Genomic DNA, 14102 nt, shown 5'->3' with positions numbered 1-14102 from the left:
CAAAACAGCCTCAAGGCCGATCCCGTCGCCGACGCCATCGTCCAGTTGCTCCAGCCAATGCCCGCGTCGCTGCGACGGTCGATCACCTTCGACAATGGCACCGAATTTACCCGCCATCACCGCATCGAAAGGCAACTCGCTATCCAGGCCTTCTTCTGCGATCCGCACGCCCCATGGCAGAAAGGCGGCATCGAAAACGCCATCGGTCGCCTCCGTCGATACCTCCCCCGAAAAACCAGCCTCGACGACTTGCCCCCCAACGCCTTCGACGCCATCATCGCAATCTACAACAATACTCCCAGAAAATGCCTCGGCTTCCAAACCCCAGCCGAAGTCTTCATACCGTTGCACTTCAAATGTGAATCCACACCCGGATCAAGTCCGGGGTGACGAAGGGGAAGGGGGGGGGAGGGGGCGAACTTTGTGCCGTAACGGCATTTCTACTTGACGTGGACGTAAACGTAAGGTCCATTAGCATTCGAAGGACGCGCCGCGATGCGCGGCCAGTTGCTGCGGCCGGCTCCCCGCCTGCGTCCGGTCCGCGAAGGGAAAGGAAGACCATGTCGCTCGATAATCTGTCGCGTACCGCCTATAATGAGGATCATGAGGCGTTCCGCGCGACGGTGCGCCAGTTTCTCGAAAAGGAAGTCGCCCCCAACCAGGCGCAATGGGCCGAGGACAAGATCGTCCCCAAGGCGCTGTGGCCCAAGGCGGGCGAGATCGGCATGCTTTGCCCCACGGTTCCCGAGGAATATGGCGGGCTCGGCCTCGACTTCGGCTATAATGCGATCGTCGACGAAGAGAGCGCCTATTACGGGCGCGTCACCACCGGCTTCTCGCTCCAGTCGGACATCGTCGCCAATTATATCGTCCGCTATGGCAGCGAAGAGCAGAAGAAGCACTGGCTGCCCAGGATGGTCGCGGGCGAAGTCATCACCGCGATCGCGATGACCGAACCCGGCACCGGCAGCGACCTGCAGGGGATGCGCACGACCGCGAAGAAGGATGGCAATCACTATGTCATCAACGGGTCGAAAACCTATATCACCAACGGCCAGAACGCCGACCTGATCCTCGTCTGCGCCAAGACCGACACCGACGTGCAGCCGGCGTGGAAGGGCGTGTCGATCGTCCTCGTCGAGGCGGAGCGCGAAGGCTTCGAGCGCGGCCGCAACCTCGACAAGATCGGGCAGGACGAAGCCGACACCTCCGAACTTTTCTTCAACGACGTCCGCGTGCCGATCACCAACTGCCTCGGCGAAGAGGGGCAGGGCTTCATCTATCTGATGAGCGAGCTGCCGCAGGAACGCCTGTCGATCGCGGTGTCGGCGCAGGCGTCGGCGCAGCGCGCCTTCGACGATACGGTCGAATACACCCGCGACCGCAAGGCGTTCGGCAAGCCGATCCTCGACTTTCAGAACAGCCGCTTCGTCCTCGCCGACCTGAAGGCGAAGCTGCAGGTCGGCTGGGCGCACCTCGACTGGGCGCTCGCGCGCCACATGAAGAAGGAACTTACACCCGAAGAGGGCGCCGCGGCGAAGCTGTGGCACACCGACCTTCAGTGGGAGGTGATGGACAAGTGCCTCCAGCTGTTCGGCGGCGCGGGTTACATGAACGAATATCCGATCGCCCGCGCCTGGCGCGCGGCGCGCGTGACGCGCATCTTCGGCGGCACCAACGAGATTATGAAGGAACTGATCGGGCGGAAGCTTTGAGGACCAAACCCCTCCCCCTTCAGGGGAGGGGCAGTGAGACTGGCCCGGCGTGAGCCGGGTCTTAGTCGAGCGGGGTGGGGGCCATCGGCCTTGCGCAACCTCGACAGCCCCCACCCCAACCCCTCCCCTGAAGGGGAGGGGCTTTAGGAAGAAAGGAACTCCCCAATGGCTGCTGCTTATATCGTCGATGCCGTGCGTACCGCGGGCGGCCGTCGCGGCGGCCGGCTCGCCGGCGTGCATCCCGTCGACCTCGGCGCCGCGGTCTATGACGCGATCGCCGACCGCAACGATTTCGACACCGCGGCGATCGACGACGTCATCACCGGCTGCGTCAGCCAGGGCGGCGAGCAGACGATGGATCTCGGCCGCAACGCCGTGCTCGCCTCGAAGCTGCCCGACTCGATCCCCGCGGTCACGATCGACCGCCAGTGCGGATCGTCGCAGCAGGCGATGATGTTCGCCGCGCAGGCGGTGATGTCGGGGACGCAGGACATCGTGCTCGCAAGCGGGATCGAGAGCATGACGCGCGTGCCGATGGGCAGCGTCGCGACGCTGTTCATGAAGGAAGGGCTCGGCAATTATAAGTCGCCGCGGCTCGAGGAGAAATATCCCGGCATCATGTTCAGCCAGTTCATGGGCGCCGAGATGATCGTCAAGAAGCACGGCTTCACCAAGGACGACCTCGATGCCTTCGCGCTCGAAAGCCACCGCCGCGCCAGGGCGGCGACCGAGGGCGGCAAGTTCGAACGCGAGATCGTGCCGATCGCGATCGAAACCCCCGAAGGCGCCGCGATGCACAAGGTCGACGAGGGCATCCGCTTCGACGCGACGCTTGAGGGTATCGCCGGCGTCAAGCTGCTCCAGGAAGGCGGCACGATCACCGCGGCATCGAGCTCGCAGATCTGCGACGGCGCGTCGGCCGCGCTGATCGTCTCCGAACAGGCGCTCAAGGATCATGGCCTGACCCCGCGCGCGCGCATCCACCATATTTCGGTGACCGCGGGCGACCCCGTCATCATGCTCGAAGAGCCGCTGTTCGCGACCGAAAAGGCGCTGAAGAAGGCGGGGATGAAAATCGGCGACATCGACGCCTATGAGGTCAACGAGGCGTTCGCGCCGGTGCCGCTCGCGTGGATGAAATATCTCGGCGCCGACCATGCGCGGCTCAACGTCCACGGCGGCGCGATCGCGCTCGGCCACCCGCTCGGCGCGAGCGGCACCAAGCTGATGGCGACTTTGCTCGGCGTGCTCGACGCGACCGGCGGGAAGTACGGCCTCCAGACGATGTGCGAAGGCGGCGGCCAGGCGAACGTCACGATCGTCGAGCGGCTTTGAACATGAAACAGCCGTTCGTCCTGAGGAGCCATTGAGCTTGTCGAAATGGCGTCTCGAAGGACCGCGACCCAGCGCCCCTTCGAGACGGGGCTTCGACAAGCTCAGCCCCTCCTCAGGGCGAACGGGATTAGGGAAGGAACATTAGAATGAAACTCGATTCCACCGTATCCGCCGTCGTCACCGGCGGCGCTTCGGGCCTCGGCGCGGCGACCGCGCGCGCGCTCGCGGCAAAGGGCGTCAAGGTCGCGATCTTCGACCTGCAGGAAGAAAAGGGCAAGGCGATCGCCGAGGAAATCGGCGGCGTCTTCTGCGAATGCAACGTCACCGACGACGCGAGCGTCGATGCCGCCTTCGCCAAGGCGCGCGCCGCGATCGGGCAGGAACGCATCCTCGTCAACTGCGCCGGCACCGGCAATGCGATCAAGACCGCGAGCCGGTCGAAGGAAGACGGCAGCATCAAGCATTTCCCGCTCGATGCGTTCAACTGGATCATCCAGATCAACCTCGTCGGCACCTTCCGCTGCATCGCCAAGTCGGCGGCGGGCATGCTGACGCTCGACCCGATGGACGACGGCGAGCGCGGCGCGATCGTCAACACCGCGAGCGTCGCGGCCGAGGATGGCCAGATCGGCCAGGCCGCCTATTCGGCGTCGAAGGGCGGCGTCGTCGGCATGACGCTCCCCGTCGCGCGCGACCTGGCGAGCGAGAGCATCCGCGTCAACACGATCCTGCCGGGGATTTTCGACACCCCGCTGCTCGCCGGCGCGCCGCAGAATGTGCGCGATGCATTGGGCGCCTCGGTGCTCAACCCGAAGCGGCTCGGCGATCCGCAGGAATATGCGAACCTCGCCATGTGCATGATCGAGAACGGCTATTTCAACGGCGAGGACGTGCGCCTCGACGGCGGCATCCGCATGGGGCCGCGCTGATATGGCGAAACCGGAAAGCTGGCGGCTCGACGCCGCCAGCTACCCCGTCTGCATCGAATTGCAGACGCGCTTTCAGGACATGGACATCAATGGTCACCTCAACAATGTGGCTTTTGCCGCGCTGTTCGAAAGCGGCCGCGTGCTGATGAATCGCCGCATCCGCCCCTTCGGCGACCGCCCCGCGAACGAGCGCACGATGGTCGCCGCGGTCGAGATCAACTATCTGGCCGAGGGAAATTTTCCCGACCCGGTCGAGATCGCGACCGGCATCGGCCGGCTCGGCACCTCGAGCTGGACGATCGTCCAGGCGATGTTCCAGAACGGCCGCTGCATCGCGACTTGCGACACGGTCGTCGTGTGCCGCACCGACGGGCAGGCGAAACCGCTGCGTGCGGAGATGGTGGCGGAACTGGAAACGAATCTGGCGCGGGCGGGTTGATTGCTCTTCCATCGCTGGCCGCTTCGGGATGGGACGTCCATTGCCATTCTTTCGTCATCCCGGACTTGATCCGGGATCCATTCCTCCGGCGCTGGTGTGGATGGATCCCGGATCAAGTCCGGGATGACGATCAGAGTGAAACGCTATTGACGGGCTACAACGTCGGATCGGCCTCGGGCACCGAGCGGATCAGGTCGCGGGCGAAGCCGATCAGCCCGATCTGGCGGCGGCGCTTCAGCCGTTCGGCGCGCAGGATCGCCTTCACCTCGTCGAAGCAGCCTTCGACATCGTCGTTGATCAGCACATAGTCATAGCCGTCCCAGTGGCTGATCTCGTTCGCCGCGCGCGCCATGCGCGCCGCGATCACTTCGTCGCTGTCGGTCTTTCGTGCGCGCAGCCGGCGTTCGAGTTCGGCCATCGTCGGCGGCAGGATGAAGACGCGCACGACGTCGGGGCCGGCCTCCTGATACAGCTGCTGCGCGCCCTGCCAGTCGATGTCGAACAAGACGTCCTTGCCCGCCGCGAGCAATTCCTCGACCCGCGCGCGCGGCGTGCCATAGCGGTGGCCGAAGACATGCGCCCATTCGAGGAATTCGCCGTCGGCCGCCATTTTCTTGAACGTGTCGACGTCGACGAAATGATAGTCGACCCCGTCGGTTTCGCCCGGGCGCATCGGCCGCGTCGTCGCCGAGATCGACAGCGCGATGGCGGGATCGGACGCGAGCATCTTTTTCGAAATGGTGGTCTTTCCCGCGCCCGACGGCGAGGATAGGACGAACAACACGCCGCGGCGATCGAGATGCATGGATTCAGCCATTGGGGCTATTTGCGCGAGGACGCGCCGCGGTCAAGCGCGAAGGGGGACGATCATCTTAGGAATTTCACGCAGGGGCTGGTTCGTGGCCGCGGCGCTGATGCTGCTCTTCGCCGCGATCCTGTTCGCGATGGGGCGCCCGCCGATCTGCCCGTGCGGCACGGTCAGCCTGTGGCACGGCACCGTCCAGTCGAACCAGAACAGCCAGCAAATCTCCGACTGGTACAGCTTCAGCCATGTGATCCACGGCTTCATCTTCTATGGCCTGTCGCGCTGGCTGATGCCGCGCGCGCTGCTGTGGACCGCGCTGGCGCTCGCGATCGGGATCGAGGGCGCGTGGGAGATCCTCGAAAATTCGCCCGTCATCATCGACCGCTATCGCGAGGTGACGATGGCCTATGGCTATTCGGGCGATTCGATCCTCAATTCGGTGAGCGATGCGGGCTTCATGATTCTCGGTTTTCTCGCTGCAAGCCGGATGCCGTGGCGCGCGACGTTTGCCATAGCGATCGCGTTCGAATTGTTCACGCTATGGGCGATCCGCGACAATCTGACCTTGAACATATTGATGCTCGTCGCGCCGGTCGAGGCGATCAAGGACTGGCAGGGAGGCTGATCGTCCGCCGCCCCGGCTATCGCTGGGGCGACGATTGGTGATGCGTGTCAGTGGATCGATGGGCGTGTTCCATCGCCGCCGACGGGAATGGCGGGCGGCAGCGCGTCGCCGATGCTCCGGCCATCGGGCTCGTCGATGCCGGCATAGGTGTCGACCACATCTTCAGACACAATATTCGGATCAGCGACGTGCGCCGCCGCGGCTGCCCGCCGCGCCTCCGCCCGGTCGGCCCATTTTTTGGTCAGATAGGCGGCCGCCGCGGTTGCGGCGATCACCGCATAGCGCTGCGGAAACAGGCGCCGCGCCGCGAACAGCGTGCCCGCGCCGATCACTGCACCTGCGACCGGGTGATTGCCCTTGCCGCGGCCGATCAGGCTGCCGAGCGCGCCGCCGATGATCCGTCCCATCATCTCGTCTCTCCTTCGCCCCCTCAATCCGCGGGAGGGCGGCCGGGTTCCGTGCCCAGCATCCGCCGCGGATCGACGAGGCGGTCGAAGGTCGCCGCGTCGACATAGCCGAGCGCCAGCGCCGCCTCGCGCAAGGTCGTCCCTCGCTCGTGCGCCTGCTTGGCGATCTTCGCCGCCTTGTCGTAGCCGATCTCGGGCGCAAGCGCGGTGACGAGCATCAGCGAGCGCTCGACGAGTTCGGCGATACGGCCTTCGTTCGCCTCGATCCCCTCGACGCAGCGGGCCGCGAAGCTCTCCATGCCGGTCGCGAGCAGGTCGATCGAGCGCAGGACATTGGCGCCGATCAGCGGCTTGAACACGTTGAGCTCGAGCTGCCCCTGCATCCCGCCGACCGTCACCGCCTGATGGTTGCCGATCACCTGCGCCGCAACCATCGTCAGCATCTCGCACTGGGTCGGGTTGACCTTGCCCGGCATGATCGAGCTGCCCGGCTCGTTCGCGGGCAGCGACAGCTCGCCGAGCCCCGCGCGCGGACCCGAGCCCAAAAGGCGGATGTCGTTCGCGATCTTGGTGAGCGCGACCGCGAGTGTATTCAGCGTTCCCGACAGATGGACGAGCGGGTCGTTCGACGCGAGCGCCTCGAACATATTCTCGGCCGGCAGGAAGGGATGGTTGCTGATTTCGCTCAGCGCCGCGCAGAATTCGTCCGAAAAGCCGGCGGGCGCGTTGAGCCCGGTGCCGACCGCAGTGCCGCCCTGCGCCAGCCGGTCGGTGCCGTTGACGATCGCCGGTTCGATCCGCCGTCCGGCGCGATAAAGCTGGTTGGCGTAGCCCGAAAATTCCTGCCCCAGCGTCAGCGGCGTCGCGTCCTGCAAATGGGTGCGGCCGATCTTGACGATGCCTGCCCACGCCGCCGCCTTCGCGTCGAGCGCGTCGCGCAGCCGCGCCAGCGCGGGAAGCAGCCGCTTCGTCGCGGCGAGCGAACAGGCGATGTGCAGCGCGGTGGGGAAACTGTCGTTCGACGACTGGCTGCGGTTGACGTCGTCGTTCGGATGCACCGGCGCCTTGCCGCCGCGCGTGCCGGTCAGCATCTCGTTGGCGCGCCCGGCGATCACCTCGTTGACGTTCATGTTCGACTGGGTGCCGCTGCCGGTCTGCCAGATGACGAGCGGAAACTGGTCGTCATGCTTGCCCGCGACCACTTCCCGCGCCGCCGCCTCGATCGCGTCGGCCTTATCGGGCGCAAGCCCGTGGCGGCGGTTGACCCGCGCCGCAGCCTGTTTGACCAGCGCCAGCGCGTGGACGATCTCGACCGGCATCCGCTCGCGCGCGCCGAAGGGGAAATTCTCGATCGACCGCTGCGTCTGCGCGCCCCAATAGGCGCCCGCCGGCACGGCGATCTCGCCGATGCTGTCGCTCTCGATCCGCGTGTCGCTCATCCCAGCAATATCCTCGTGACCAGCACCGATCCGGCCCAGATCGCCGCGACCAGCCCCAGCATCTGCCAATAGCCGCCTTCGCCGACCCGCCGCCGCAGCCACGCCGCGGCGCTCCAGACGAGGACGAGCGCCGGGGTGAGGACCAGCAGGCCGAAGCGCAGCAGCCCGTCGGCGATCTGGCCGCGCGGATAGTGGCTTTCGATCATGGCATAGCCCTCGACCCCCCACCAGAAGGCCGCGGTCAGCACCACCATCCCGGCGAGCGCCCAAAATTGCCAGAAACGGCTGGGGGGCCATAGGGGGCCGCCCACCGCGCTATTTCTTCTTGCCGAAATCCACGGTGACGACGTTCGACCCGTCCTCGCTCGCGACCTCGGGACGGTCGTTGTGCGCCTCGTCGTGCGGTTCGGGCTCTTCGGCCTCGTCGCTGACCTGGAACTGCAGCCCGAAATCGACCGACGGATCGACGAAAGCGGTGATCGCCGCATAGGGAATGGTCAGCATCGTCGGGGTCTGGTTGAACGACAGGCCGACGCTGAAATGGTCGTCCTCGACAGCCAGGTCCCAGAAGCGGTTCTGGAGCACGATCGTCATCTCGTCGGGGAATTTGGCGATCAGATGCCCCGGAATCGCGACGCCGGGCGCCTGCGTCTTGAAGGTGATATAGAAATGATGCTCGCCCGGCAGGCTCTCGTGCCCCTCGATCTGGCGCAGCACGCGGCCGACCACGGCGCGCAGCGCATCCTGCACGATCTCGTCATAGGGAATCAGGCTGTCGCGGACTTCGTCGTTCATAGGCGAGGGGGATGAACGGCGCGTGTTCGCGGGTCAAGAGGGGAGAGTCACCTTGCACGGCGAAAAGTGAGTGCTATGGGGGCGCCATGCGAACCGCCACCGTCCAGCGCACGACCAAGGAAACGGATATCGCGATCACCGTCGATCTCGACGGCACGGGCGACTATTCGGTGTCCACCGGCATCGGCTTCCTCGACCATATGGTCGAGCAGCTGTCGCGCCATTCGCTGATCGACATTTCGATGACCGTGAAGGGCGACCTTCATATCGACCAGCATCACACCGTCGAGGATTCGGCGCTCGCGCTGGGCGAGGCGGTAGCCAAGGCGCTCGGCGACAAGCGCGGCATCGCGCGCTATGGCGAAGCGCATGCGCCGATGGACGAAACGCTGACCCGCTGCGTGCTCGACATTTCGGGACGCCCGCATTGTGTCTGGAAATCGGGCTTTTCGCAGCCGCGCCTCGGCGAGATGGACACCGAACTCTTTCCGCACTGGTTTCATAGCTTCGCGCAGACCGCGGGCATCACGCTGCACATCGAAACCCTCTATGGCGAGAATAATCATCATATCGCCGAGAGCATGTTCAAGGCGCTCGCGCGCGCGCTGCGCGCAGCAGTGGAGATCGACCCGCGCAAGGGCGATGCGATCCCGAGCACCAAGGGGGTTTTGTGACGCTCCCCTCCCGCTTGCGGGAGGGGCCGGAGGAGGGCCTGTTTCAGGTCACCGCCATTCGTCAGGCACGCCCTCCCCTAACCCCTCCCGCAAGCGGGAGGGGAATTTGAGCGCCATCGCCCTGATCGACTATGGCGCTGGCAATCTTCGCTCGGTGCATAATGCGCTCGTCGCGGCGGGTGCCGAAGATGTCGCGGTGACCGCCGATCCCAAGGTGGTGGGACAAGCCGACCGGATCGTGCTTCCGGGGGTCGGGGCCTTCGCGGCGTGCATGAACGGCCTGTCGGCGATTCCCGGTCTTGTCGATGCGATGGAGCAGCGCGTGCGCGGCGAGGGCGCGCCCTTCCTCGGCATCTGCGTCGGGATGCAATTGCTCGCCGATGCGGGCGAGGAGCATGGCACGCACAAGGGGCTCGGATGGATCGGCGGCACCGTGCGGCCCTTCGCCCCGGCGCCAGGGCTGCGCATCCCGCACATGGGCTGGAACGACGTCGTCCCGACCTTCGCGCATCCGGTGATCGCGCGCGGCGAGGCCTATTATCTCCACGGCTATCATTTCGCGGGCGCCGCCCACACCGCGGCGACGAGCGACCATGGCGGGCCGTTCACCGCCGCGGTCGCGAAGGACAATCTGGTCGGCGTCCAGTTCCACCCCGAAAAAAGCCAGGCCTATGGCCTTGCGACACTCGAAAGATTTCTCGCATGGCGCCCGTAGATTCTGGCCTGACCATCTTCCCCGCGATCGACCTCAAGGGCGGGCAGGTGGTGCGGCTCGCCGAGGGCGATATGGCGCGCGCGACCGTCTATGGCGACGACCCGGCCGCGCAGGCGCGCCTGTTCGCCGAGGCGGGCGCGACGCACCTCCATGTCGTCGATCTCGACGGCGCCTTTGCGGGGGAAAGCGTCAACGGCGCCGCGGTCGAGGCCATCGTCGCGGCCTTCCCCGGCAAGGTGCAGGTCGGCGGCGGCATTCGCGACCGGGCCGGCGTCGACCGCTGGCTCGCGCTCGGCGTCTGCCGCGTCATCATCGGCACCGCGGCGCTGAAAGACCCCGAATTCGTCAAATCGGCGGCGCGCGACCTGCCGGGGCGGATTATCGTCGGCGTCGACGCGCGTGACGGCATGGTCGCGACCGAGGGCTGGGCCGATGTGTCCGACGTCCGGGTCGAGGATCTCGCGCGCCGCTTCGAGGATGCGGGGGTTGCGGCGCTGCTCTTCACCGACGTCGGGCGCGACGGGCTGCTGAAAGGATGCAATGTCGCGGCGACGGTGGCGCTGGCCAAGACGGTCGATATAAAGGTGATCGCGAGCGGCGGTGTGGCGGGAATTGCGGATATCCACGCGCTGCGCGGCCATGTCGGCGACGGCATCGAGGGGGTCATCACCGGCCGCGCGCTCTATGACGGGCGGCTCGATCTGGCCGAGGCGATTGCGGCGGGAAATTCCCCTGCCGCAGGCGGGAGGGGTTAGGGGAGGGCATGTTTTACACGCCGACTCTTGACGACATGCCCTCCCCCAACCCCTCCCATAAATGGGAGGGGAGCAGATGACCGTCCGCGTCCGCGTCATCCCCTGCCTTGATGTCGCCGACGGGCGCGTCGTCAAGGGCGTCAATTTCGTCGACCTGCGCGACGCCGGCGATCCGGTCGAGGCGGCGCGCGCCTATGACGCCGCGGGCGCCGACGAGCTGTGCTTCCTCGACATCAGCGCCAGCCATCAGGGGCGCGGCACGCTGCTCGACATGGTCGCACGTACCGCCGAAGTCTGTTTCATGCCGCTCACCGTCGGCGGCGGGGTGCGCAGCGCCGACGATGCGCGCGCGCTGCTGCTCGCCGGTGCCGACAAGGTCGCGGTGAACAGCGCCGCGGTCGCGCGCCCCGAACTCGTCGCCGACATCGCGGACCGCTTCGGCAGCCAGTGCGCGGTCGGCAGCATCGACGCGCGCCGCGTTGCGGAGGGGCGCTGGGAAATCTTCACCCACGGCGGGCGCCAGCCGACGGGGATCGACGCGGTCGCCCATGCGGTGCGGCTTGCGACGCTCGGCGCGGGCGAACTGCTCGTCACCAGCATGGACCGCGACGGGACGAAGGATGGCTATGACCTCGCGCTCACCCGTGCGATCGCCGATGCGGTGTCGGTGCCGGTGATCGCGAGCGGCGGGGTCGGCCATCTCGACCATCTCGTCGCCGGCGTCCTCGAAGGCGGCGCGAGCGCCGTGCTCGCCGCAAGCATCTTCCATTTCGGCGAGGCAACGATCGCCGAGGCGCATGCGCGGTTGGCAGCGGCAGGACTTCCCGTTCGCGCGCAGCATATGAGGGCAGTTCCCGATTAAAAAGCCGTGTGTCCCCGCGAAGGCGGGGACCCATCTCCGAACGGCCCCATGCCGAGCCGGCAGGAGATGGGCTCCCGCCTTCGCGGGAGCACACGGGCTATGCTTTGTCGTTATGCGGGGCTGGCGCGGCGGCGCGCTGGCTGCAATAGATGGGCGATGACGAGCCCGATCCGCCGCTACGCCCCCGAAGCCTTCCCGATCCTGGGCTTCCTTACGGCGCTGGTGAGCTTCGCGATCCCGCTCAACCCCTTCCTCGTCGGCCTGATCCTCGCGGGCGCGGTCGTCGCGGCGGTTCACCATGCCGAAGTGATCGCGCACCGCGTCGGCGAACCCTTTGGCACGCTGATCCTCGCGCTTGCGGTGACGGTGATCGAGGTCGGGCTGATCCTGACGCTGATGCAGGCCGAACCGGCGAAGGCCGCGACGCTCGCGCGCGATACGGTGTTCGCGGCAGTGATGGTCATCCTCAACCTGCTGATGGGACTTTGCCTTTTGAGCGGCGCGATCCGCCATCACGAACAAAGATTCCAGCGCACCGGCATCGGCGCCGCGCTCGCGACGCTGACCGTGCTGACGATCGTGACGCTGGTGCTGCCCAATTTCACCTCGAGCGTTCCGGGGCCGCGCTATTCGACATCGCAGCTCGCTTTCGTCGCGGCCGTCTCGCTGATCCTCTACGCGACCTTCGCGCTCGTGCAGACGGTGCGGCACCGTGACTATTTCCTGCCCGAGGGCGAGGCGCAGGACGAGCCCGACGCGCATGCTGCACCGCCCGACAAGCGGCGCACCGCCCTGTCGGGTGCGCTGCTGCTCGCCAGCCTGTTCGCGGTGGTGATGCTCGCCAAATCGCTTTCGCCGGTGATCGGCGAACTGCTCGCCGTGGCCGGGGCGCCGCCCGCCGTGCTCGGCGTGCTGATCGCGGCGCTGATCCTCGCGCCCGAGGGGCTGGCGGCGGTGCGCGCGGCGAAGGCCGACCGCTTGCAGACCAGCCTCAACCTCGCGCTGGGTTCGGCGCTCGCGACGATCGGCCTCACGATTCCCGCGGTCGCGATCCTGTCGATCGTCGCCGACATGCCGATCAGCCTCGGCCTCGACGCCAAGTCCACGGTGCTGCTGTTCCTGTCGCTGATCGTCGCCTCGCAGACGCTTGCGAACGGGCGGACGACGGTGCTGCAGGGCGCGATCCACCTGATGCTGTTCGCGATCTATCTGTTCACGACCTTCGTGCCGTAAGATGATGAATAGTCTTTCGTCATTGCGAGCAGAGCGAAGCAATCCAGAGCGGTTTACGCAGGCTCTGGATTGCCGCGTCGCCTTCGGCTCCTCGCAATGACGATTTAAGGCTTACGCCTCACGTCTTCCGCACGAACACCGTTCCCGCCGAATATCCCGCCCCGAACGAGCAGATCAGCCCATTGTCGCCTGCCACCATATCTTCATGGTTCAGGTGAAAAGCGATGATCGATCCCGCGCTCGACGTATTGCCATAGGTGTCGAGCACCGTCGGGCTCTCGTCCTCGCTCGCCTCGTGGCCGAGCACGCGCTGCGCGATCAGCCGGTTCATATTGGTGTTCGCCTGATGCAGCCACAGGCGGCGCATGTCGGCGCCTTCGAGTCCCAGCTTTTCCATCTCCGCGACGATCATCGCCGCGACCATGGGGACGACCTCCTTGAACACCTTGCGGCCTTCCTGGACGAAGAGCTTGTCCGACTTCGGCCCAGACTGGTCGATCGCGCCGTGGGTGCGGTTGAGGAAACCGAAATTGTTGCGGATATTGTTCGAAAAGACCGTCTTCAGCCTGGTCCCCAATATGTCCCAATACCCCGCGGGCGCGATGTCCTTGTCCTCGACCAGGATCGCGGTCGCGACGTCGCCGAAGATGAAATGGCTGTCGCGGTCGCGCCAGTTGAGGTGCCCCGAACAGATTTCGGGGTTCACGACGAGCACGCTCTTCGCATGACCCGCGCGGATATAGTCGGCGGCGGTCTGGATGCCGAAGGTCGCCGACGAGCAGGCGACGTTCATGTCGAAAGCGAAGCCGTCGATGCCGAGCGCGTCCTGAATCTCGATGGCCATCGCCGGATAGGCGCGCTGCATGTTCGACGCCGCGCACAGCACCGCATCGACGTCCGAAGCGTCGCGTCCGGCGCGTGCGAGCGCATCCTTCGCCGCCGCGACGCCGATCTCGGCAAGGATCGACAACTCGTCGTTCGCGCGTTCGGGAAGCCGCGGCGCCATATGTTCGGGGTCGAGGATGCCCGCCTTGTCGACGACGTGGCGCGAGCCGATACCGCTCGCCTTTTCGATGAATTCGACGCTCGATTCGGTCAGCTCGGCAACCTCGCCCGCCGCGATCGCTTCGGCATATTTTCTATTGTGCAGTGCAACATATTCGTTAAAACTGGCGACAAGTTCTTCGTTGGAGATGGCTTCGGCGGGGGTGAAAAGGCCGGTGGCGGAAATCACCGGCTGCGGTGCGTCGGGCATGATGGCTCTCTTGCGGATCTATGGTTTCAAGACGCTGATTAGGCCCGCCGCCCGTGCCGCGCAACGCCCCGCGACCTTGCTGAACCTGTCCCGACGTCGTGGTTAACCAGCCGCTAACC

17 protein-coding genes are annotated in these 14102 nt (G+C 66.0%); 11 read left to right on the top strand and 6 right to left on the bottom strand.

Annotation, left to right across the window (positions count from 1 at the left end):
• The 5 genes from CHB69_RS20810 to CHB69_RS16335 all read left to right on the top strand — a co-directional run.
• On the top strand, positions 1-390 hold a 390-nt coding region (locus tag CHB69_RS20810), incomplete at its 5' end, for an IS30 family transposase (protein WP_141133923.1).
• A gap of 170 nt (positions 391-560) precedes the next feature.
• Complete coding sequence (locus CHB69_RS16350) at positions 561-1715, top strand: acyl-CoA dehydrogenase family protein (RefSeq protein WP_089217009.1); 1155 nt, start codon at positions 561-563, stop codon at positions 1713-1715.
• Positions 1716-1880: 165 nt separating this feature from the next.
• Complete coding sequence (locus tag CHB69_RS16345) at positions 1881-3050, top strand: acetyl-CoA C-acetyltransferase (protein ID WP_089217008.1); 1170 nt, start codon at positions 1881-1883, stop codon at positions 3048-3050.
• 146 nt (positions 3051-3196) lie between these two features.
• A complete protein-coding gene (locus tag CHB69_RS16340) occupies positions 3197-3979 on the top strand; it encodes an SDR family NAD(P)-dependent oxidoreductase (protein WP_089217007.1) in 783 nt (260 codons plus the stop codon).
• A 1-nt stretch (position 3980) separates the two neighbouring features.
• Complete coding sequence (locus CHB69_RS16335; RefSeq protein WP_089217006.1) at positions 3981-4418, top strand: acyl-CoA thioesterase; 438 nt, start codon at positions 3981-3983, stop codon at positions 4416-4418.
• Between the two features lie 154 nt (positions 4419-4572).
• On the opposite strand, the gene gmk is transcribed toward CHB69_RS16335, so the two are convergent.
• Positions 4573-5235, bottom strand: a complete 663-nt coding sequence (gene gmk / locus CHB69_RS16330) for a guanylate kinase (protein WP_089217005.1) — start codon at positions 5233-5235, stop codon at positions 4573-4575.
• A 61-nt stretch (positions 5236-5296) separates the two neighbouring features.
• Between gmk and CHB69_RS16325 the strand changes: the two genes are divergently transcribed.
• Positions 5297-5848, top strand: coding sequence for a DUF2585 domain-containing protein (locus CHB69_RS16325; RefSeq protein ID WP_281252665.1), 552 nt, complete (start codon positions 5297-5299; stop codon positions 5846-5848).
• Positions 5849-5895: 47 nt separating this feature from the next.
• On the opposite strand, the gene CHB69_RS16320 is transcribed toward CHB69_RS16325, so the two are convergent.
• The 4 genes from CHB69_RS16320 to CHB69_RS16305 are packed head-to-tail and all read right to left on the bottom strand — an operon-like array spanning position 5896 to position 8489.
• Entirely contained in the window at positions 5896-6258 is a 363-nt protein-coding gene (locus CHB69_RS16320; RefSeq protein WP_089217003.1) for a hypothetical protein, read from the bottom strand.
• Between the two features lie 20 nt (positions 6259-6278).
• Positions 6279-7694 carry a class II fumarate hydratase gene (fumC, locus tag CHB69_RS16315; protein ID WP_089217002.1) on the bottom strand — a complete coding sequence of 472 codons (1416 nt, stop codon included), beginning with the start codon at positions 7692-7694 and terminating at the stop codon, positions 6279-6281.
• Complete coding sequence (locus CHB69_RS16310; RefSeq protein WP_089217001.1) at positions 7691-8005, bottom strand: hypothetical protein; 315 nt, start codon at positions 8003-8005, stop codon at positions 7691-7693. Before CHB69_RS16310 ends, fumC begins: the two co-directional genes overlap by 4 nt.
• A gap of 4 nt (positions 8006-8009) precedes the next feature.
• Entirely contained in the window at positions 8010-8489 is a 480-nt protein-coding gene (locus tag CHB69_RS16305) for an SspB family protein (protein ID WP_089217000.1), read from the bottom strand.
• Positions 8490-8575: 86 nt separating this feature from the next.
• On the opposite strand from CHB69_RS16305, the gene hisB reads away from it, so the two are divergent.
• The 5 genes from hisB (at position 8576) to CHB69_RS16280 (ending at position 12728) form a co-directional block, all read left to right on the top strand.
• Positions 8576-9163 (top strand): imidazoleglycerol-phosphate dehydratase HisB, encoded by a 588-nt coding sequence (hisB, locus tag CHB69_RS16300; protein ID WP_089216999.1) that lies wholly within the window; start codon positions 8576-8578, stop codon positions 9161-9163.
• Positions 9164-9269: 106 nt separating this feature from the next.
• On the top strand, positions 9270-9878 hold the full coding sequence (hisH, locus tag CHB69_RS16295) for an imidazole glycerol phosphate synthase subunit HisH (protein ID WP_089216998.1): 609 nt from the start codon (positions 9270-9272) through the stop codon (positions 9876-9878).
• Positions 9866-10633, top strand: a complete 768-nt coding sequence (hisA, locus tag CHB69_RS16290) for a 1-(5-phosphoribosyl)-5-[(5-phosphoribosylamino)methylideneamino]imidazole-4-carboxamide isomerase (RefSeq protein WP_089216997.1) — start codon at positions 9866-9868, stop codon at positions 10631-10633. Before hisH ends, hisA begins: the two co-directional genes overlap by 13 nt.
• A gap of 76 nt (positions 10634-10709) precedes the next feature.
• Positions 10710-11495: an imidazole glycerol phosphate synthase subunit HisF gene (hisF, locus tag CHB69_RS16285; protein WP_089217020.1), complete on the top strand. Its 786-nt coding sequence runs from the start codon at positions 10710-10712 to the stop codon at positions 11493-11495.
• Between the two features lie 156 nt (positions 11496-11651).
• A complete protein-coding gene (locus CHB69_RS16280; RefSeq protein WP_089216996.1) occupies positions 11652-12728 on the top strand; it encodes a calcium:cation antiporter in 1077 nt (358 codons plus the stop codon).
• 118 nt (positions 12729-12846) lie between these two features.
• Here CHB69_RS16280 and CHB69_RS16275 read toward each other — a convergent pair whose 3' ends face one another.
• Entirely contained in the window at positions 12847-13983 is a 1137-nt protein-coding gene (locus CHB69_RS16275) for a beta-ketoacyl-ACP synthase III (protein ID WP_089216995.1), read from the bottom strand.
• Positions 13984-14102: the final 119 nt, after the last annotated feature.

The sequence above is a fragment of the Sphingopyxis indica genome (assembly GCF_900188185.1).
GTDB lineage: Bacteria > Pseudomonadota > Alphaproteobacteria > Sphingomonadales > Sphingomonadaceae > Sphingopyxis > Sphingopyxis indica.
This window is presented reverse-complemented; position numbering and strand designations above follow the sequence as displayed.